The 18,923-nt window shown below is 58.5% G+C and carries 15 protein-coding genes; 11 read left to right on the top strand and 4 right to left on the bottom strand.

The genetic code is table 11. The annotated features are described in order from the left end of the window. Both lexA and PLD04_11090 read right to left on the bottom strand, forming a co-directional pair. Window positions 1–588 carry a transcriptional repressor LexA gene (gene lexA, locus PLD04_11095; protein HXK68882.1) on the bottom strand — a complete coding sequence of 196 codons (588 nt, stop codon included), beginning with the start codon at window positions 586–588 and terminating at the stop codon, window positions 1–3. A 44-nt stretch (window positions 589–632) separates the two neighbouring features. Then, complete coding sequence (locus tag PLD04_11090) at window positions 633–1,367, bottom strand: RNA methyltransferase (GenBank protein HXK68881.1); 735 nt, start codon at window positions 1,365–1,367, stop codon at window positions 633–635. A gap of 41 nt (window positions 1,368–1,408) precedes the next feature. On the opposite strand from PLD04_11090, the gene PLD04_11085 reads away from it, so the two are divergent. The 10 genes from PLD04_11085 (at window position 1,409) to PLD04_11040 (ending at window position 15,194) form a co-directional block, all read left to right on the top strand. Beyond that, a complete protein-coding gene (locus PLD04_11085; protein ID HXK68880.1) occupies window positions 1,409–2,566 on the top strand; it encodes a sodium:calcium antiporter in 1,158 nt (385 codons plus the stop codon). Next, the gene (alr, locus tag PLD04_11080) at window positions 2,563–3,690 is read left to right on the top strand and encodes an alanine racemase (GenBank protein ID HXK68879.1); all 1,128 of its coding nucleotides are present in this window, start codon (window positions 2,563–2,565) and stop codon (window positions 3,688–3,690) included. The genes PLD04_11085 and alr overlap by 4 nt, the downstream gene beginning before the upstream one ends. Continuing rightward, window positions 3,687–4,100, top strand: a complete 414-nt coding sequence (locus tag PLD04_11075; protein ID HXK68878.1) for a DUF2752 domain-containing protein — start codon at window positions 3,687–3,689, stop codon at window positions 4,098–4,100. The genes alr and PLD04_11075 overlap by 4 nt, the downstream gene beginning before the upstream one ends. A gap of 200 nt (window positions 4,101–4,300) precedes the next feature. Beyond that, window positions 4,301–6,826, top strand: a complete 2,526-nt coding sequence (locus tag PLD04_11070) for a hypothetical protein (GenBank protein ID HXK68877.1) — start codon at window positions 4,301–4,303, stop codon at window positions 6,824–6,826. Window positions 6,827–6,870: 44 nt separating this feature from the next. Further along, a complete protein-coding gene (locus tag PLD04_11065) occupies window positions 6,871–7,761 on the top strand; it encodes an AIM24 family protein (GenBank protein ID HXK68876.1) in 891 nt (296 codons plus the stop codon). A 24-nt stretch (window positions 7,762–7,785) separates the two neighbouring features. Further along, window positions 7,786–11,376, top strand: coding sequence for an FHA domain-containing protein (locus PLD04_11060; GenBank protein ID HXK68875.1), 3,591 nt, complete (start codon window positions 7,786–7,788; stop codon window positions 11,374–11,376). Then, the gene (locus tag PLD04_11055) at window positions 11,373–11,900 is read left to right on the top strand and encodes an RDD family protein (protein HXK68874.1); all 528 of its coding nucleotides are present in this window, start codon (window positions 11,373–11,375) and stop codon (window positions 11,898–11,900) included. Before PLD04_11060 ends, PLD04_11055 begins: the two co-directional genes overlap by 4 nt. A gap of 41 nt (window positions 11,901–11,941) precedes the next feature. Then, window positions 11,942–13,768: an SUMF1/EgtB/PvdO family nonheme iron enzyme gene (locus PLD04_11050; protein ID HXK68873.1), complete on the top strand. Its 1,827-nt coding sequence runs from the start codon at window positions 11,942–11,944 to the stop codon at window positions 13,766–13,768. A gap of 11 nt (window positions 13,769–13,779) precedes the next feature. Beyond that, a complete protein-coding gene (locus PLD04_11045) occupies window positions 13,780–14,376 on the top strand; it encodes a DUF4282 domain-containing protein (protein HXK68872.1) in 597 nt (198 codons plus the stop codon). A 146-nt stretch (window positions 14,377–14,522) separates the two neighbouring features. Beyond that, window positions 14,523–15,194: a YIP1 family protein gene (locus PLD04_11040; GenBank protein ID HXK68871.1), complete on the top strand. Its 672-nt coding sequence runs from the start codon at window positions 14,523–14,525 to the stop codon at window positions 15,192–15,194. A 328-nt stretch (window positions 15,195–15,522) separates the two neighbouring features. Here the strand turns inward: PLD04_11040 and PLD04_11035 are convergent, their stop codons facing one another. After that, window positions 15,523–16,683, bottom strand: coding sequence for an RDD family protein (locus tag PLD04_11035; GenBank protein ID HXK68870.1), 1,161 nt, complete (start codon window positions 16,681–16,683; stop codon window positions 15,523–15,525). A gap of 75 nt (window positions 16,684–16,758) precedes the next feature. Next, window positions 16,759–17,655, bottom strand: a complete 897-nt coding sequence (locus PLD04_11030) for an RDD family protein (protein HXK68869.1) — start codon at window positions 17,653–17,655, stop codon at window positions 16,759–16,761. Window positions 17,656–17,788: 133 nt separating this feature from the next. Between PLD04_11030 and PLD04_11025 the strand changes: the two genes are divergently transcribed. Next, the gene (locus PLD04_11025; GenBank protein ID HXK68868.1) at window positions 17,789–18,922 is read left to right on the top strand and encodes a saccharopine dehydrogenase C-terminal domain-containing protein; all 1,134 of its coding nucleotides are present in this window, start codon (window positions 17,789–17,791) and stop codon (window positions 18,920–18,922) included. Window position 18,923: the final 1 nt, after the last annotated feature.

Here is an 18,923-nt window from a genome sequence, read left to right as displayed (position 1 = left end):
TCAGTACTTGCGGAGGAGGCCGACGACGATGCCCTGGATCTGGACCTGGGCGGCGGGGAGGCGGATCGGGTCCATGGCCCGGTTGGAGGGCTGGAGCCGGACCATCTCTCCCTCCTGGTAAAAGCGCTTGAGGGTCACTTCCCCGCCGAGGAGGGCGACGACCATGTCGCCGTCCCGTGCCTCCTCGCTCTTCCGTGCCACAACGAAGTCCCCGTCATGAATCCCATCCTCAATCATCGATTCCCCCACAACACGGAGGAGGTAGTTGGCTCCGCCCGCCAGGAGCATCTCCCGGATGTTGAAGAGCTTCGGGTCGGGAACCGACTCGATAGGCTTGCCCGCGGCGATGTACCCCATGAGGGGCAGGTCGTCCTGCGTTTCCGCAAGGCGCACCCCCCGCTTGGCGTTCCAGTCGAAGTCGAGGTGCCCCATCTTTTTTAATTCTTTCAGATGGACGTGGATTGTGGAGACGGTGGAGATGCCCAGATGGTCAGCGATCTCCCGGAGGGTCGGCATGACGCCTCCGTTCCGCTGAGCGTAGTCCCGGATGTATTGGAGGATTTTCTTCTTTTTCGGTGTCAGCCCCATGGGCTCACTTTATACGAAACTTATGCAAAAGTAAACAGCTGCGGTCAATACAGGGCGTAAAGAACGATCGACAGGGCGTGGGCGGCGTTCAGGGATTCCACGCCCCGTTCCATGGGGATCCTGACCCTGGAGAAGTCCTGGAATATCTTCCGGGGTCCGTGGCCTTCGTTGCCGAGGACCAGGATGGGGCGCGGCCTCCGCGGGATCTCCCCGGGCGTAATCCCGGACTGTGCATCGAGCACGTACAGCTCCCCCTTTTCCCGCAGTTCGCTCAACCGTTCCGGGGAAAGGTTTTCCATAAAGGGCAGGTGAAAGATCATGCCGGCCGAGGCACGGACCACCTTGTCCTGCCAGACCCGACAGGTTTCGTTCATCGTGATGATCCCGGCGGCCTTGAAGGCACAGGCGGACCGGAAGATGGCGCCCAGGTTCCCCGGGTCCTGAATTCCGTCGAGGAGGAGGACGGGGCCGGGCCGCTTGAGGATCGCCGCCAGGTCGTATCCCGGCGGAGGGACGACAGCCAGGACATTCGTGGGCGAGGATAGGGCGGAGATCTTCTTCATGACCCGGTCGGTCACGTCGAGCCACTTCGCCCCCTTCAGGTCGGTCCGGGCGAGACCAAGGCCGGCTCCCTCAACGGTGAGCACCAGGGTCGGGGCGGCACCGGAGGCGAGGACCTCGCGGAGGAGTTTTTCCCCTTCCAGCACGAGGAATGCTTTACTTTTCCTCCATTTACCGATATCCTTCACGATTGCATGTTCCGTCGACGAAATAGCCACGATGCCAGTGTACTCCGGCTGGAGAAGGAAGACAAGAAGGCGTGAAAGGAAGCCCCCTTTCGGCTATCTGGACCTTCCCCACGGTCGTGTTCTCCGCCTTCCTCATGGCGTGGGGCGCAGAAGCCGCGCAGTTTCTCATCGCCCAGGGCCTTGCCCTGGCTCTCCTGGCCTGGCTCCAGACCCTTCCTGAGTTCGCCGTCGAGGCCGTCATTGCATGGAAAGCGGGCCAGGACCCTTCTCTGACTCACCTGGTCATCGCCAACTTCACGGGCAGCATACGCCTCCTGGTCGGCCTGGGATGGCCCATGGTCGGTCTGATCCACTCGATTTCCCGGAAGATGAAGGGCGGGCGCCTCCTGGAGAATATTTATCTGGAAGAGGAGCACTCGGTCGAGATCTACGGGATGCTCGTCCCGATGCTCTACTTTCTCCTGATCTGGGGAAAGGGCACCCTTACTGTCTTTGACGGGATCATCCTGATCGCCATGTACGTGGCCTACATCCTTGTTCTGTTGCGGCTTCCCCATAAGGAAATGGAAGAGGCCGAGGACCTGCCTGTCGCCGCCCGCTGGGCCCTGAAGGGCAACCGGAAGCTGGTCCAGTGGCTTAAGGTTCTCGCCCTTCTCTTCCTGGGCGCCTTTTTGATCTTCCTGGTAGCTGAGCCCTTTGTCACCAGCATGCTGGCTGTGGCCGTCTACTTTGGCGTATCCGAGTTCTTCTTCGTGCAGTGGGTAGCGCCCTTCCTCTCCGAATTCCCCGAGAAGGTCTCGGCCTTCAACTGGGCACGCCAGCCTACCAAGGCCACGATGGGAATCATGAACTTTGTCTCTTCCAACATCAACCAGTGGTCGGTCCTCTCGGGGCTCATTCCCATCATCTTCGCCATTTCTCATGGGCACATGGCTCCTATCGTCCTGGACACCCTGCAGAAGCACGAGATCATGCTCACCTTTGCACAGAGCCTCTTTGCCTTTACGATTCTCATGGACATGGCCTTCTCCTTCTGGGAAGCCATCATCCTTTTCATTCTCTTTGCTGTGCAGTTCCTCTTTCCTTCTACCCGGATCGTTGTCACCTACCTCTACTTCGCAGCCTCAGCCTTCGTCCTGCTCCGGCTGATGATCGAGGGGAAGGCCTACCAGTCGATCCGCGCCCTTCACCGGGTCTGGACGACCCGCGTTATCAGGACAGTCAAATGATCCATACCACCTGGTGTGAAATTTCCACGGACAACCTTCTACACAACGTACGAATCTTTCGGGAACTCACGGGCCCCGACATCAAGATCATGGCCGTTATCAAGGCCAACGCCTACGGCCACGGCATGGGGCTCGCGGCAAAAACTCTCGCTCCCGCCGTGGAGATGTTCGGGGTGCACAGCGCCGTGGAGGCCCTCGATCTCTGCGCCCTCTGCCTCGACCGCCCGATCCTGATCATGGGGTACATCCTGAAGGAGCAGGTTGCCTGGTTCAGGGACAGGGACGTGCACATCCTCGCCTCCACGCCCGAAGTCCTGGATGCGGTGGCGGAGGTCGCGCCGAACCTGCCCATCCATCTCAAGATCGAGACCGGAACAAACCGCCAGGGGTTCACGTTGGCGGAGCTTCCCGGCGTCATGGAGCGAGCCAGGTCTCTCGGCCTGACCATCGAGGGCGCGGCCACTCACTTTGCCAACATCGAGGACACGACGGACCACTCCTTCGCCCGGACCCAGATGTCCCGCTTCGAGGGCGCCCTGGAAACAATCCGGGAAAACGGCGCCAACCCGACGCTGATCCACACGGCCTGTTCCGCCGCAGCCCTCCTTTTCCCCGACACCTATTATTCGATGATCCGCATCGGGATCTCCCTCTACGGTCACTGGCCCAGCAAGGAAACAATCGTCTCGTGGCGCATGACAACCGGGGGACAAAACGGCCTGAGCCTTCACCCATGCCTGACCTGGAAGACCGTCGTGGGCCAGATCAAAATTCTGCGCCGGGGGGAATCGGTGGGGTACGGCTGTACGTGGAAGGCGACCCGGGAATCGAAGATCGCGGTTCTGCCCATCGGCTACTCCGACGGGTACGACCGGAAGCTCTCCAGCCGCGCCTCGGTCCTGATTGGCGGCCATCGGGCCCCCGTCGTGGGCCGTGTCTGCATGAACATTGTCATGGTCGACGTGACCGACCTGGAAAATGTGAAGGTGGGCGATGAAGTGGTCCTTCTCGGCCGCCAGGGGGACGAAGTGATCCGTGCCGAGGAGTTGGGCGAGATGATCGGCACGATCAACTACGAGGTCCTCTCCCGGATCTCCCCCCTGATCCCGCGTATCGCCGTATGAAGCTTTCGCTGTCCCGGGATACGATCGACCCTCCGTACGGCTTTATCTTCATGGCGGTCGTCGCGGCGGCCGGTCTCTTCTTCCTGTTCATCTACCCCTTCCTGCCCCTCCATGTCAGGCACTGCGTCTTTCACCAGATGACGGGCTATCCCTGCCCAACCTGCGGTTCCACCCGGGCCGCCCTGACCCTTCTTCACGGACACCCCATTCAGGCCCTGGCCTATAATCCCCTGGCGATCCTCTCCGGCATGGCTCTGGGTGTGTGGGGCATGGCCTCGTTCTTCTTCGAGATCCTGGGAAAGCGCCGATTCAAGCTGGAGATGTCCAAAAAGGAAGGCAACCTTCTCCGCGTCTCTGCCATCCTCGCCATCCTCCTCAACTGGGCCTGGCTTATTTACTGGGGGGTTTGACGCAACTCCATCGTTCCCTTTTTCAGGCAATGCTATAATCAATTTTCATAGAAAACGGGGGGCTTATGATGATCCATGCCATTCGAAGTGACGTGACGAGGATCGCCTTACGATGACCGCAGGTCCATTTCAGGGACGGTCTCCCCTCTTTACCTTTCCATCCACACCCGGCTTCACTCAACTCTTTCCAGGAGCGTGACATGGAGACATGGCGAAGAATTGCCCTGATCGGCGGCTTTGTCCTGGGTACCCTCTTCTTTTTCTGGGCCGACCTCGGAACCTTCCTCCTCGTGGAACCGGTCGATTTCGCGAAGGAGCAGACGGAGGAAGGCAGTTACTTCGGCTTTCCCTCCGAGAGGGAACGCTACCTGAAACAGCTTCCGCTGGACAAGTACATCGAAGAAGTCACGATGGACAGGGTCCGGGCCGAAAGCGGACAGGAATGGAAGGAGTTCGCAACGCGGATCGCCGATGCCGCCGCCGGAAACCCCGACGACGAAAGCTGGACCCGTCGAATGAGCCCGGACGATCTGGACCGGATTGAACCGCCCCACCGCTACTTCTTCAGCGAGTACGAACCACCCCTGAAGGAGATCCGGGAAGATCTGGACGCCGCGGAAGGGGAGCTTTACGTGACCGTTCCGGGAGAGAAGGGAACACACTACATCCGGGTGAAGACGGTAACGATCGGAATGGGCGACTTCCACCTGGGTTCGGGACTGATGGTCCACCCCGGACCTCCCACAGACTTTCTCTATCCTCTGCGCCGGGCCGGGATCGTCTTCCTCGGCCTCGGATTTCTGCTCTACATCTTCCTTCCCGGCCGCCGTCACCAGCCGGGAGAGATCTACTTTTCGGGCTGGAGGAACGTCCTTGGCGACCTGGTCGGGTTCATGTTCTTCTCCCTCTTCTTTCTCATGCCCTTTTTGATTGCCGGTGGCGCGACCCAGGCCCTGCTTCCGGGCTTTTTCCTGCCCCTGATCTTCTGGCCCCTGGCCCTGCTCGGCCTGGTCATCATCCGCATGACCCTGTGGCATGCGAGTCTAAAGATGCTCCTTACCGACCGCCACCTGGCCATCCGGACCGATTCCGGCGACTTCGACATTTCCTTCGAAACGATCCATTCCTGGGGCCCCGCCTTCCTGGCTCCTCCCAAATGGCTGATCGCCCTCACATGGGTCTCGGCCTTTGCGTCCCGGGGCAGCGCCCAGTACGGCGCCTTGGGGCGGGCGTCGATCCTCTCGGGGACGTCGTATGGCGGATTGGCGATCAGGCTTATGGACGGCCGCTCCATCTACCTCTGGATCACGGACCAGATCGGGAACATTACCCTGAAGGGCGCAGAGCGGATTCCGCAGGCCCTGCAGGAGGCGGAAATCCCGCAATTCGAAGATCCCGTGGAGATTCGAAGCATCGGGGCCCCGATCACCGATGATCCCGAGTGGAAGAAGCGAAGCCGGCGGGCCGTGCTGGGCCTTGCGATGGCCATCGCCCTTCCCTTTGTCGCGCTGGGATTCCTTATCGCCGCGACTTCCCTTTCCTCGGTCTTTACCGGAATGTCTTCCTCCTCCTCTTCGGAAGAATCCCAGGCTGACGCTCTTCTCCTGGGGGATTTGACCGGAATCGTGGCCTGGGAACAGATCTACCAAGACTGCGACATGTGCATCACCGGTTACGGCCAGCACATCGTCGATCTCCCCGACGGCGGGTACCTCCTCACGGGAACCACGATGCCCTCGGGCAACAATGTGCAGATCCTCCTGCTTCGCGTGACGGAGACCGGTAACCTGACATGGGCGAAGGCGGTCGGAACTGAGCTCTGGGACTACGCCAATGCTGTGATCACACTGAAGGACGGGAACTTCCTCCTGGCCGGGGTCTCCAAACCCTACTCCTCCTACCTTGGAGAATCCCAGGCCTACGTCCTGAAGATCGATCCGGAGGGCACGGTCCTCTGGGAACAGACCTACGGAGAGGAAGAGCGATCGGAAACGATCCTGGCGGCGAAGGAAGATCCCGACGGTACCCTTCGATTTCTTGGAAAAACGGATGAAGGAGTCTTTGTTCTGACCACCCGCGCCGACGGGACCTCGGGTGATTTGAAGGACCTCTCCGGCGTACCTGCCAACCCGGGAGACACGATCCGGGAAGCCCGTTTTCTCCCCGATGGCGGAGCCGTCCTCGCGGGCGATTCGGAACAGCCCGGGGCCGGGTTCGTCGACGCCCTCCTGATAAGGCTCAATTCCAAAGGCAACATCGCCTGGACCAGCACCTACGGCACACCCAAGAAGGATGTCTTCTACGGTGTTGAGCCTCTGGAAGACGGAGGATTCGCCGCCGTGGGGCTGACCGAATCCACGGGGGAAACCGACGGCTGTCTCTACGTCGTGAAGATCGACAACAAGGGAGGCATCCTGTGGAACCTGGCCCACAAACCGGCCCGATCCGTTTCGGGAATTGACCTGACCGTCCGGGAGAATGGAGATCTCGTCGTCCTGGGTCAGCTCCCCACCGATGGCCAGCGTCACCCTTCCCTCCGCATCACGGAGGTTTCCGGCGAGGGTGCCGTGATCTGGGATGAGCCCTTTTCCCGGCTGACCCGCACCTACTACCCCTCCATGATCCTGGGCAGACCCGACGCGGTCCTTGTCACGGGGCAGGTCATGGAGGATGATTTCGGCTGGGGCCGTGTCTTCTTCGCGGAGATGCGCCACCTCCAGCCCTGAGATAATTCGGAAGATTTACGGTATTCACTTCGGAGGAACATGGTATGACCGCACTCTATGTCATGGAACAGAACAACCAAGTCGGTCCGCTGACCGACGAGGCCATCGCCGCAATGATCCGGGAAGGCCGCCTTTCATCGGCGACCCTCTGCTGGGAGGAGGGTATGGCCGGGTGGGAACCTCTCTCCACCCGCAGGCCCGCTCTCTTCCGATCGGCCGGACCGCCCCGCGTTCCCGCTCCGTCTGCGGGGGGTTCCACCCGCTTCGAAGTCCTGAAAAAGGACTTCTACCAGATGCCGAAGATCACGATCCACCAGGCCCAGGTGATTCTCGAATCGGGTGCCCTCCATTACATGACCGGAGACATCACGATCGAGGCCCAGCTTCCTTCCGTGGGAAAGTTCATCAAGGCCAAGCTCACGAAGGAGCACGCCGTCCGGCCGACCTACACGGGGACCGGGGACATCTTCCTCGAACCCACCTTCGGGGAATGCACGATCCTGGATCTGAAAGGCGACGAGTGGATCCTGGACAAGGGAGCCTTCCTGGCCGGAGACGCCGGCGTAGCCGTTGAAGCCCATGTCAACCGCGCCGTCGCGGGCCTCTTCGGGGGCGAGGGGTTTTTCCAGACCCGTGTCGTCGGCCACGGCAAGGTCCTGATCCACTCCCAGGGCCCCCTGGAGAAGCTCGAGATGAAAAACGATGTCCTGAAGGTGGACGGGGCCTTCGCCGTCGCCCGGACACCGGGCCTGGAGTTCACGGTCGAGAAGGCCACGGGAAAGCTCTTCAGCTCCTGGACGTCGGGAGAGGGATTCGTCAACACGTTCCGGGGCACGGGAACCGTCCTGATCGCCCCGGTTCCCAACCGATTCATCACCCTCCTGCGGGAGTTTGGCGGACTGCACTATGCCATCTCCCGGATCAGCCGAAGCTGATGACACGGACGGTACAATAACCGGATGCCGCATCTCAGGGACGCCCGGGGTAAAATTTTATTATCGTGGGAAGGCAGTGACCTTCCCATCGGGAGGAATCCCGGTTCCGACGGGCTGACCCTGCACGACCCCTACTGCGCTCCCCTTCACGCTACGATCCATACCGATCCTAACGGCTGGTGGATTGAGGCCACCGGCGGCGTCATCCGCCTCAACGGGTCCGATATTGACCGAGCCTGGCTTGCCGAGGGCGATACCCTCCAGGTGGGCCGGAACCTCCTGACCTTCAGCCTGCAAAGCTCCCTTCCCCCCGAACCGCCCGTCCCCACCGCCACCTTTTATCTCCACAGAACGGATACCGGGGAGAGATGGCCCCTGGATGGGCCCCACATGGTAATCGGGTCGAATCCTGCCTCCGGAAACCTGCCCGCCTTTGGCGGTCTCCGATCCAGCCACGCGGAGATCGGCATGACGCCCGAAGGTCTCTGGTTTCGGGACTCGGCGGGGATGGGAGATGTCATCCACAACGGCCGGGCCGTCCGGGAAGGATGGCTGGAGGCGGGGGACACCCTCGCCGTCGGTCCCTACACCTTCACGATCGAGGGACCGGCCCGGAAACGGACCCGGCGACCTATCCGGAAAAAGGTGTTCATCGGAGCAGGCATTCTCCTCTTTCTTCTCCTCGTGGTCCTCCCGTTGATCCTCGTGGCCCCGTCGGGGGAGTGGAGCCTCCTCCCCTCGATGGTCCGCTCCCTGATCTCCCATGGTCCTTCGGGCCGACTCAATCCGAGTCCGCCGCCGGATTCGGGCAGTAAGGCGCTGGACATCTCCCCGTCGAAAGGGATTAGGATCCGGGCTCCCAAAAACGCCCTGGACAAGCCGCGGGACTTCACCGCCCGTTCCCTCACCCGGGAGACGGCCGATCAGACCTTTCGAACGGCTGGCCTCTCCGGCGGCCTTTCCCTGGCGGGGGTGAGCCTCGATTCAGGAATGGAGGAGTGGGACCGGTATCCCGGCGAGGTAATCCTCGACTTTGACCTTAAGGACCTCGACATCCCCCGATCCCTCTGGGACACGACCCGTCTTATCCAGATCGAAGATGACGGCTCGGTTTCTCTCCTTCAATCGGAGCAGAAGGGGTCCACAGTCACCGCGAAGATCGAGCGGAACAGCGTAATTATCCTGGTGGGCGCCATCGTGATTCCCGCCGGTCTGGCCTACTTCGGGTACAAGGACCTGAGCAACGTTCCCGGGGGACCCTTTATCTCCTTCCTCCTGCCCGATGCTTCCCAGTTCCTGATTCACCTGGGAACGAAGACCTTTCCCGTACGAAAGCCGGGGGTCGTCAAAGACACCATCGATCAAATGAACGCGAAACGGAGGGCCCTGGGTCTCACACAGGTGAAATTCAATCCGGCGGAGTACCCCTATATTTCCATCAGCGATCCGGCCAACACGACGGTCAACATTAACGCCGAGGCCGAGCTTCGCCAGGATCCCGAATATATCAGCCTGGAGAAACGCTGGCGCGACCACGCCTGGGTGAGGGAAAACGTAATTCCCCTGAAGGTCCACCTTACGGGACTAGCCCTGAAGCATGCGAGGGAGTATCTGAAGGGGAGAAACTTCCGCTGGCCAACGTACACGATCGAAATCTTCATCCCCGACAAAACGATGTCAGGATTCGGGTACACCGAGGATCTATGGCTGAAGCGGCCCTATATTCTTCTGAATCAGAAAAAGATACCTTCCGACGAACCGGGAACCGCCGCATGGACCAGTGAAGTCCAGGGATGCTGGGACAACATGAACATGACCGTCGTCCATGAGCTCTTTCACATCATCCAGACCCGCTACTTCTGGATCCCGGAGATCATGGGGTACGACACATGGTTCTTCGAGGCCACGGCCGTCGTACTGGAAGCCGAGGCCGGCAAGGCCTACCTGGCCAAACCGGAATATGCCGTGAAGTCCTACCATGGAACGGTCCGGGACTACGGCCCCTTTCGAAGGGAGCTAGACTTCACCTCCGGTTCTCTGAACGAAAGGCAGAACCATGGCTATTGCGCCTCGTACTTTCTTGAATATCTGCGAAACGTCTATTACCCATCCAACCCTGACGATTTTCTTCAAAAGCTCATGGAGGACTATTCCGCCTTCCGGGGAGGGAGACTCGCCTCCCTGTACCGGGTGACCTCGTCCAGGGCTGATCGATTCGGGGTAGATTACGCGTCGTTTATCGGGAAACACCAGGACGATCTCTTCCTGGACACAGCCTACTATGACTCGGTCATGATCACCGATAAAGATCCCTACACGCTCTGGGCCCACAAGGAGCTGAAGGAGCTTCGGGCCCCGGTCCTGGAGGTCAACCTGAAGGCCCCGAAATCCTCCACCAAAGACCTGGAAGACGTGGTCTTTGTCGCGAAGGACGAAGCGGGATCGACGATGGAGTTCGCGTCCGGGTACAAGCTCAGGATGTGGGATGCCTTCGGAGGAACCTGGGGGGAGCTCAAGTCCCCGACTGCCGTCACGATCCCAAAGAACTGGGAATCCAAATTAAAGGGCACTGTTGCCTCCCGCTCCACCTCCTTTTCCGGCTGCCAGGAGATCATGAAGGATGAAACCATAGCGGGGGCCGATTTCGCGTCACGCTGTCGAACAGGCGGAATCCCATTCCGCCTCATTCGCCTGGAGCCCTACCTGTTCAGCGTCTTTTCCTCCTGGAATCGATCGTCGGGAAAGGGGGTCCACTGCTTTGCCCTCTTCAAGCCGAAGGCGGCGCCACGCTTCACGCCTGACTGGAAAGAGAACAAGCTGGACGTTCGGATCCCGCCCTCGGTGATCGCCGAGAAAAAGCTCCTGGAAGGCTACATCCTGACTCTGGAGCGATGGGAGTCGATCCAGAAGATCAAGGAAGGAAAGCTGGTCAACGAGCTGACCGCGGTAGCCCCGAAGATCCAGGTCTTCATGAAGATGGATGAACATGACGTTGACCTCACACCGGTTCTGGAACCGGAAAAACAGGCCATACCCATGATACCCGCTGAAATCCTGGGACCGATTTCTCCCGATGAGCTGATCGACATGATCGAAATTTCGCGAACCTACTTCAAGCCGGCGGGAGAGCTGCGGATCACCTACCGGGAAGTCGTCTCAAAAGACGATAAAATCTTCGGCCCGGAAAGTGAACCCTTCAAGCTTCCGGTAGAAATCCCCGAACCCGAGGTCGATCTGGTGGGGCACTGGAAGGGGAAGGTATGGATTGCCCGGATTGACATCGATCTGACGATTACCGGCACGAAGGGCAAGGATATAGAGGGTACATGGGACTTCCAGGGAACGAAGGGCCCCTTCCTGGGGACCTGGAAAGCAAAAGAACGAGGCTGGGAAATGCTGCTTATGGTGGAAGACGAAAAAGAGGGAAAGATGCCGGTGCTCATGTCTCCGTACCTGAGACCTCTGCCCGGAAACAAGCTCTGGCTGGCCGCCCCGCCCGCCGTCTTCCGTCAGCCGGGAGCCAGCGCGAATAAAGCCGCAGAGGAGAAAAAGAAGGGATGGGTGGAGGAGTGGTTCCCCTGGTTCGGCGGGAAGAAAAAGGAAGGGAAATCATGACGGCCGCGGAGTACGCGCCCCCCGTGGAAGTACCCCGGAACATCTCCGCCGGTTTCTGGGTCCGCTTTATCGCTCTCTTCCTTGATCTTCTCCTGCTATTCATCTTTGTCAAGATCCTGGGAATTGTCGAGCTCCTGGTCTACAACCGCGTGATGGAGGCTACGATCCTGGATGCGGGTGGAAACCGGTTCAATGAAATTCGGGCCAGCTTCCGGCTGATCCACACAGCCCTGATCCTGGGGATTCCCTTCCTCTACTTTTCCCTCTTTGAAGGAATGAACCGGGGGGCAACACCTGGCAAGCGTGCCCTCGGGCTTCGCGTGATCCGATCTTCCTTTCAGTCTGCGGGTTACTTTCGGGCCGGTCTGAGGACTGCCATGAAAGCCCTGTCGGCCATCCCCTTTCTCCTGGGATTTGTAATCGCCGCTTTCCTGCCGGGAAAGAGGGGGCTTCACGACCTCCTCTCCGGGTGCCGGGTCGTCCATAACCGCCCCTACCTGGACTGGATGGAAGGAAGTTATTGACGGAACATGGCTTACTCTCTATGATAGGGACAAGAGGATCTATGAACCAGCTTACCGATATTCGCGGAACCGTACTGGCGGAATGGGATTCTGAAACCTATACCGTGGGCACCCGTCCCCCTTCCGGGGGACTCACGCTGAAGGACCCGGCCTGCGCGCCGCACCACTGCACGATTTACACCGAGGACCAGGGCTGCTGGATCCAGGCGGAGGAAGGCAGGGTTCTCCTCAACGATAACGACATCACACGGGAGTGGATGAACGATGGCGACACGATCCTCCTGGGACAGACGACCCTGGTGTTCCGACGGGTCCGGCCGCCACAGGAATCGGAGACCTTCAACACCCAGCTTCCCCACTTCCGGGTGCAGGAGACCGGACAACGAATCCCGATCCTTGCACCGCAGGTAACCATTGGGTCTCAATCGGCCGACTCAAAGATTCCGTCGATCGAAGGGCTTCAGGCCGAACACTTTCTGGCGGGCATTACGGGAGAGGGAATCTGGTTCCGCGATCTCACGGGCCAGGGCATCCTTTACAACGGGACCCAGGTCGCGGAGGGATGGCTTAACCAGGGAGACACCCTGGCCGCGGGGGGAAAGACCTTTCAGTTCGGACCGGCGGCAACCTCTATGCCGCCTGTCCCTCCCCAGACATCCGCTCCTCCACCTCCGCCGCCGACTGTCGCCATGGCACCGCCACCTCCACCGCCACCACCACCTCCACCGCCCACGGGCGGATCTTCCAATACGCTCTGGTATATTTTGGGCGGACTGGGGGCGGTCATCCTGATTGCCGTGGGACTCTGGTTCTTTCTGAAACCGGAGTCAACCTTCACCGAGCCCGAACCGCCCGCCCCCGTTGAAATGATTGAACCGTCGGAAGAACCCACTCCGGAAGGACAATCCTGGGAGGAAACGGGCACGGAGGAAGCCCCTCCGATGGAAGAGGCGGAGGAGCCGGCTCCCGAACCGGAGGAAGAAGCCACCGAGGCTCAACGACCGGAGGAACCTGAACCCGCACCCAGACCGGAGAAACCGGCGCCGAAACCGAAAACCAAGCCTGCGCAGTCTCCTCCAAAATCGGGAAAGGCCAAACCCGCACCGCCATCCGAACCCCCCGTACAGAAACCCGAGCCGCCTCCCGAAGAGACAAAACCGGCTGCGAAGCCAAAGAGCATGGGGGACTGGGCGTCGGAACAGGTCAAACAGAAGATTCTTGCCCGGATGATGAATGTGCCCGGGGGAACCTTTAAGTTCGGGAAGATCGTCAGCCTGAAAAAGCTGGACCGAGACCGTGAAGTGGCTCCCTTCCGGATCGACTCGCAGGAAACCACGGTCAGTGACTACTGGTTCTTTCTCCAGGCAACCGGCCACCCGGAACCGGCCGGATGGGACCCGGCGGCCGTGCAGGAGAATCCCGATCTTCCGGTGACGGGTGTTTCCTTTGAGGATGCGCTGGCCTTTGCCCAGTGGATCGGCCTCGACCTCCCAACGGAGCTCCAGTGGGAGTTCGCGGCCCAGCCGCTGAACAACCGGCAGTACCCCTGGGGCAACAAGAACACGGCCCTTGCCAACGTCCTGGAAGCCGGCGCAGGAAGGCCCCTTCCCGTGAAAACCTACCCGAAGGACCGATCGGCTTACGGTCTCTACGACGTGGTCGGCAACGTCTCGGAATGGACGATTCGAGACTTCGACCACCCCAAGGAATATACAAAAGACGGCAAACTGGAAGGCCAGATCATCCGGGGAGGAAATTTCAGCCGGGACCTTCGAAAGAGCGAATACCGGGTTCGGTACACAATTCCCATTACAGAACAACGTCCTGATGTCGGGTTCAGGCTTGTCGCTAATTCCAAACAGGAATAAAGGAGAAACCTATGTCGGATCAAGCATGGTTTGTGTCAGTCAACGGAGCGGCCATGGAAGGCCAGCACACCGCCGAGGAAGTGACTTCGATCATCAACGGAAACCCCGCTGCTTCCATCCTTGTATGGAAGGAGGGCATGGCGGCATGGGCTCCCCCCTCGGACGTTCCTGAATTTGCGGGAGCCGTTTCCGCTCCCCCGCCGCCCCCTCGACAGGCCCCCACCCCCCCGGGACCGGCCATCCGGCATCCCCGGCCTCAGCAGGGCGGCCACGCCCTGGCCGAACAGGCGGGCGTGTTCAAATCCCTCTTCGATTTCAAGTTTGACAACTTCATCACGCCGAAGATCATTTCGATCATCTACGGAATATGCATGGTCCTCATCGGCCTGGGATTTCTCTTCATGATCTACAACGCCTTCAAGGGCATCATCAACGGGATCCGCTGGGACACCATGAAAGTAACCTTCATGGGCTTCTTCATGCTGATCCTCTCCCCTATCCTGACCCTGATCTACCTCGCCTTCACGAGGATGTTCTTCGAAGTGGTGATCGTCCTCTTCAAGATCAAGGAGAACACCTCCATCATGGCCGACGCCTCGAAAAAATAACCCCCTCAAACGGGGTCAGGTCTTGAATTACAACATTTTTCAGATAGCTGAAAGCTAATCATGTATGCTGTCACCATAATCATCCGCATCTGCTTTGCGTTCTTTCGATCTTTTTGAATTTATCTTTGCGAGGAGGATATTCGGATATGCAAAGCCACTCGCCATTGCCGTGGGAAGAATATAAAGAATCCTGCTCAATCAAGATCCTTGCACAAACAATTGTTGAGATACTGAAAAACCCTTCTGGATCATTGGGTTCACTTAAAAATGACGGCAGGTGGAAAAAACCGACTTATTTTGCGATGGTTGTTGTATTCACAGGATTACTCTTTAGCAGTGCATGGTCCGTCCTTATAATCATGGGAATGAAATTTCCTGAACCCGAACCACCCGGGGTGAGCGTGAGCCCGGTCTCTCTCTTCAGTACATTCTTTGGAGTACTTCTTGTATTAATTCCACTACTTGTCACCATCAGTACGATCATGTATTCGTCTGTTCTGCATGGATTTTTACGCTTGTACGGTGAAGGAAAGGCTGGTTTCAATGTCACTTACAAAGTCATTTGCTATTCATCTGCTTCCTGTATCGCGGGCATCATCCCTCTGCTAGGTTGGATCATACCGGCAATATGGGGATTCGGGTTAGTGATGGTTGGCACATTAAAAGCTCATTCCCTGAAACCCTGGAAGGGTATCGTGGCAACATTCATTGCGTCGGTGATTTTCCTGGCCATACTCATGGTGATATTGTTTGGAATCTTGTACTTATACATCGCCATGAGACCAGATCTTGAACTGTTGCCTTCTCTCAGCAGTTGAAAGGAAAATCCGGATCAGTATTGCAGCATTATGAAGACAGCGGACGGATAATTACGTAAACTGTCACCGGAATTAAATATCGTGGAGTTCATCGCCTGTTACGATTCCGGCAAACAGGAACGAAATAAAGAACAGAATCCCAAGGCAAATTTCATTACTTTTCCGTTTGATTCCCACATAACTATTCTACTTCAGCTAACTCGTCAATTTCATTCCCCTGTTACTTCTTTATGGAGTTGCGACCAGCTTTTCCATTAATATGGAAGATAAAAACAATCCCGGGAAAGTGTTCTTCCCGGGATTGTTGGATTTCGATTGAGTTTCTCGTCTATCGGGTTTTGACGACGAGGGTTCCCGCGATCATGTCATGGAGACCACGTTTGCGGTCGGTGAAGGCGATCATAATAAAGCCGATGTACATAATCATACCGCTGAGGATGTACCCGAGGAGACGAAGGGCGGCTTTCCCCCACCCCATGGGCTCGACGCCGTCTTCCCGTATGATCTTCAGGCCAATGATCTTCTTTCCCGGTGTGGCACCCTTCACGGCCCAGAAGTAGAGAATGTAGAGAATGCTCAGAACCGAAACGAGCAGAAAGACGAGGGAGGTGATCGCCATCGCCAGGCCGGGATTGCGCATGGCCATGGGGCCGATGATGAAGCCGGCGGGGATGTAGATCACCATGATGATTACACCCAAAAGCAGGCTGTCCAGAACATAGGCCAGGAGTCGGATCCAGAAGCCGGCAAATCCGGTGATAGCGGAGGGAGCAGCCATTCGCTGTGGAGCAGGGCGGGAGACGGCTCCCGGTCGAGGGGGAGGTACGGCACCGGGTCTCGGAGGGGGGGGCGGCGCAGCAGCACGGGGCGGCGGAGGCGCCTGAGGACGAGGAGGTGGAGGTGCTGCAGGACGTGCGGGAGGCGGTGGAGGCGCAGCGGGGCGGGGCGGTGGAGGTGCGGCCGGTCGTGGAGGTGGCGGCGCCGCCTGGGCCGGAGGCGGAGTTGGAGGTGAAGGAGGCGCAGGGGACTGAAGCGGAGCGGGAGGCGGCGGAGCGGCAGCGGCTGGCGGAGGAGGAGCCTGAGGTGCCGGAGGCGGAGGAGCAGAAGCTGCACTCTCTTCCGCGGCCTTTGCGGCGGCCTGGGCCTTCAGCTCTTCCACGTAGGACGTCGTATCAATCATGACGGTGGCGTCAGGGTCGGGAGGATCGGAAAAGACCACCATCGTCTTCCCGAATCGAATCTCATCTCCATGCTCCAGGAGATGTTCTTTGACTTTCTTGTTGTTGACGAAGGTTCCATTGGCACTGTCGTTATCGACCAGTAAAAATCCCTTGGGCGTCTTTCGAATGTGGGCATGAAGCCGGGAAATTGATTCATCCCGAAGAACGATCGCATTGCCTTCGGCCCGGCCGACGGAAACCTCGTGCGCACCCAGTTCATAATTTTGAGGACCGCCTGTATCGGGAAGGGAGTACTGAAGGTTTGCCATAGAAACTCCTCTCTCAACGGATTCTTTCTAATCTTTCGCCATTGTAGCAGGGGTGGGTACTACGGTCAATGAGACTCAGCGCGTGCGGATGACCACCGTTCCGGCCACATAGTCATGGAGACCCTGCTTCCGCCGGGTGAAGGCCACCATGATAAAACCGGCATAGAGAATAACATTCGACAGCATGTAGCCCAGCAACCGAAGAAAGGCTTTGCCGTACCCCAGGGGGGTATCGGAGTCGTCCCGCACAATCTTCAGCCCCAGCATTTTCTTCCCCAGGGTCGCGCCGCTCTTTGCCCAGAAGACGACCAGATACCCCACGGAAAGAATCGAACAGAGCGTACCTGTGCCCACGATGATCAGAATCGTGGCTGTCAGGTCTTCCCGGGTTGTAAAAGTGAGGAAAGCAGCCGGGATCATGACCAGGCCGCACAGGATCGAGAGCACGATGGAGTCAATGACGTAGGCCACAAGCCGGATCCAGAACCCCGCATAGTGCCTGGATTCAATGGACCGTAACGGTGGTACGATCTTCCCGGGGTTCACCGAAGCTGTCTTCCGGAGGGAAGGTCGGGCCGGGGTCGTCGGGCGGGAAGCGACCGGGACGGTCTGCTTTGCCTTAATCTTGCTCACGTCATTCATAACCTTGGCGACATTGAAGCGCACTGTTGCACCGGGATCTTCCCTGTCACTGAAGAGGATCACCGTCTTCCCGATCATGATTTCGTCCCCATCCTTCAGAAGCGCTTCCTCTACCCGCTTCCCATTCACCCATGTCCCATTGGCGCTACCGTTGTCGATCACGGCAAACCCACGGGGGGTTAGACGAATTCTGGCATGCAGACGGGATACTCCTTCGTCCTTCAGAACAACTGCATTTCCCTCGACACGGCCGATGGAGATCTCTTCCCGGTCGAGATTGAGATCTTCGAGCCTGTTTTCACCCGGAATGGAAAATCGAATCGTGGCCACGTCACGCCTCCTTGTCGCGCTTCGCGCGTGACGCCTTCATGGTACCAGATCTACCATTTCCTCTCAATCGGCCGCTTCGGGGACCTTCATGTATAATAGAGTGGTTTAACTCCCTCTCTGAACGGAGGTTGACATGAAAATCACCATTCTTGGTGCCGGCACCGTCGGGGCCATTATCGCCAGAGACCTCGCCGGCCAGTCGGACCTGGAGGTAACTGCCTGCGATGCCAACCCCGCCCGTCTGACTCCACTGAAATCCCATCAGATCGAGACTCGAAAGATCGATCTGGCCCGTGCGGATGCCATTGAAGAGTCGGTCAAGGACGCGGACATCGTTGTAGGAGCCCTTCCGGGCTTTCTTGGGTTCAAGATGCTCAAAACCCTCATCGAACTGGGGAAACGAATCGTGGATGTCTCTTTCATGCCGGAGAATCCTCTTTCCCTGAACGACATGGCCCAGAAGCACGGCGTCAGTGTGGTCGTGGACATGGGCGTCGCCCCAGGAATGAGCAACTTTCTCGTGGGACACGCGGTCAGCGAGCTGGAAAGCGTGGAGGAGATCAAGATCTATGTGGGCGGATTACCTGTCGACAGAAAACTTCCTTTCCAGTACAAGGCGCCCTTTTCCCCCATCGATGTCATCGAAGAGTACACCCGTCCGGCCCGCTATGTCGACTACGGTCATATCCACACGGTTCCCGCCCTTTCCGACGTGGAACTCATCGATTTCCCCGGAATCGGCACCCTTGAAGCCTTTTTTACCGATGGTCTGCGTACTCTACTGTACACGGTCAAAGTACCCCACATGGTGGAAAAGACAATGCGGTACCCGGGCCATGCAGCCCTGATTTCAACCCTGAAATCGATCGGATTTTTCAACGACGGTCTTGTCGATGCGGGAGAGGTGAAGGCCCGTCCCATCGATCTCACCTCGACGCTCCTGCTGGACTGCTGGCGTATCGAGCCCGAGGATCGGGAATTCACCGCCATGCGGGTCATCATTCGAGGCAGCCAGGGCGGACAGAAACGTCAGTATTCCTACGAACTCGTGGATTTCAAGGATGAAGCCACGGGCAATACTTCCATGGCCCGTACTACAGGATTCCCCTGTGCTGTGGCTACACGTCTAATGGCGGATGATCTGATCACGACTTCGGGAATTATCGTGCCCGAAATTCTGGGTCAAAACCCGGACATCTTTACGAAGGTCATGGAAGCCTTGAAAGATCGGGGCATCAGGATCACGGAAACGATTACGGACCTCTAAT

The organism is Thermoanaerobaculia bacterium, assembly GCA_035593605.1.
Lineage (GTDB): Bacteria > Acidobacteriota > Thermoanaerobaculia > UBA2201 > DAOSWS01 > DAOSWS01.
This window is presented reverse-complemented; position numbering and strand designations above follow the sequence as displayed.

Bases quoted from the DNA above. Each gene is read 5' to 3' on its own strand.
- lexA (HXK68882.1), bottom strand. From the start codon at position 588: ATGGGGCTGACACCGAAAAAGAAGAAAATCCTCCAATACATCCGGGAC.
- alr (HXK68879.1), top strand. From the start codon at position 2,563: ATGATCCATACCACCTGGTGTGAAATTTCCACGGACAACCTTCTACAC.
- PLD04_11075 (HXK68878.1), top strand. From the start codon at position 3,687: ATGAAGCTTTCGCTGTCCCGGGATACGATCGACCCTCCGTACGGCTTT.
- PLD04_11070 (HXK68877.1), top strand. From the start codon at position 4,301: ATGGAGACATGGCGAAGAATTGCCCTGATCGGCGGCTTTGTCCTGGGT.
- PLD04_11065 (HXK68876.1), top strand. From the start codon at position 6,871: ATGACCGCACTCTATGTCATGGAACAGAACAACCAAGTCGGTCCGCTG.
- PLD04_11060 (HXK68875.1), top strand. From the start codon at position 7,786: ATGCCGCATCTCAGGGACGCCCGGGGTAAAATTTTATTATCGTGGGAA.
- PLD04_11055 (HXK68874.1), top strand. From the start codon at position 11,373: ATGACGGCCGCGGAGTACGCGCCCCCCGTGGAAGTACCCCGGAACATC.
- PLD04_11050 (HXK68873.1), top strand. From the start codon at position 11,942: ATGAACCAGCTTACCGATATTCGCGGAACCGTACTGGCGGAATGGGAT.
- PLD04_11045 (HXK68872.1), top strand. From the start codon at position 13,780: ATGTCGGATCAAGCATGGTTTGTGTCAGTCAACGGAGCGGCCATGGAA.
- PLD04_11040 (HXK68871.1), top strand. From the start codon at position 14,523: ATGCAAAGCCACTCGCCATTGCCGTGGGAAGAATATAAAGAATCCTGC.
- PLD04_11035 (HXK68870.1), bottom strand. From the start codon at position 16,683: ATGGCAAACCTTCAGTACTCCCTTCCCGATACAGGCGGTCCTCAAAAT.
- PLD04_11025 (HXK68868.1), top strand. From the start codon at position 17,789: ATGAAAATCACCATTCTTGGTGCCGGCACCGTCGGGGCCATTATCGCC.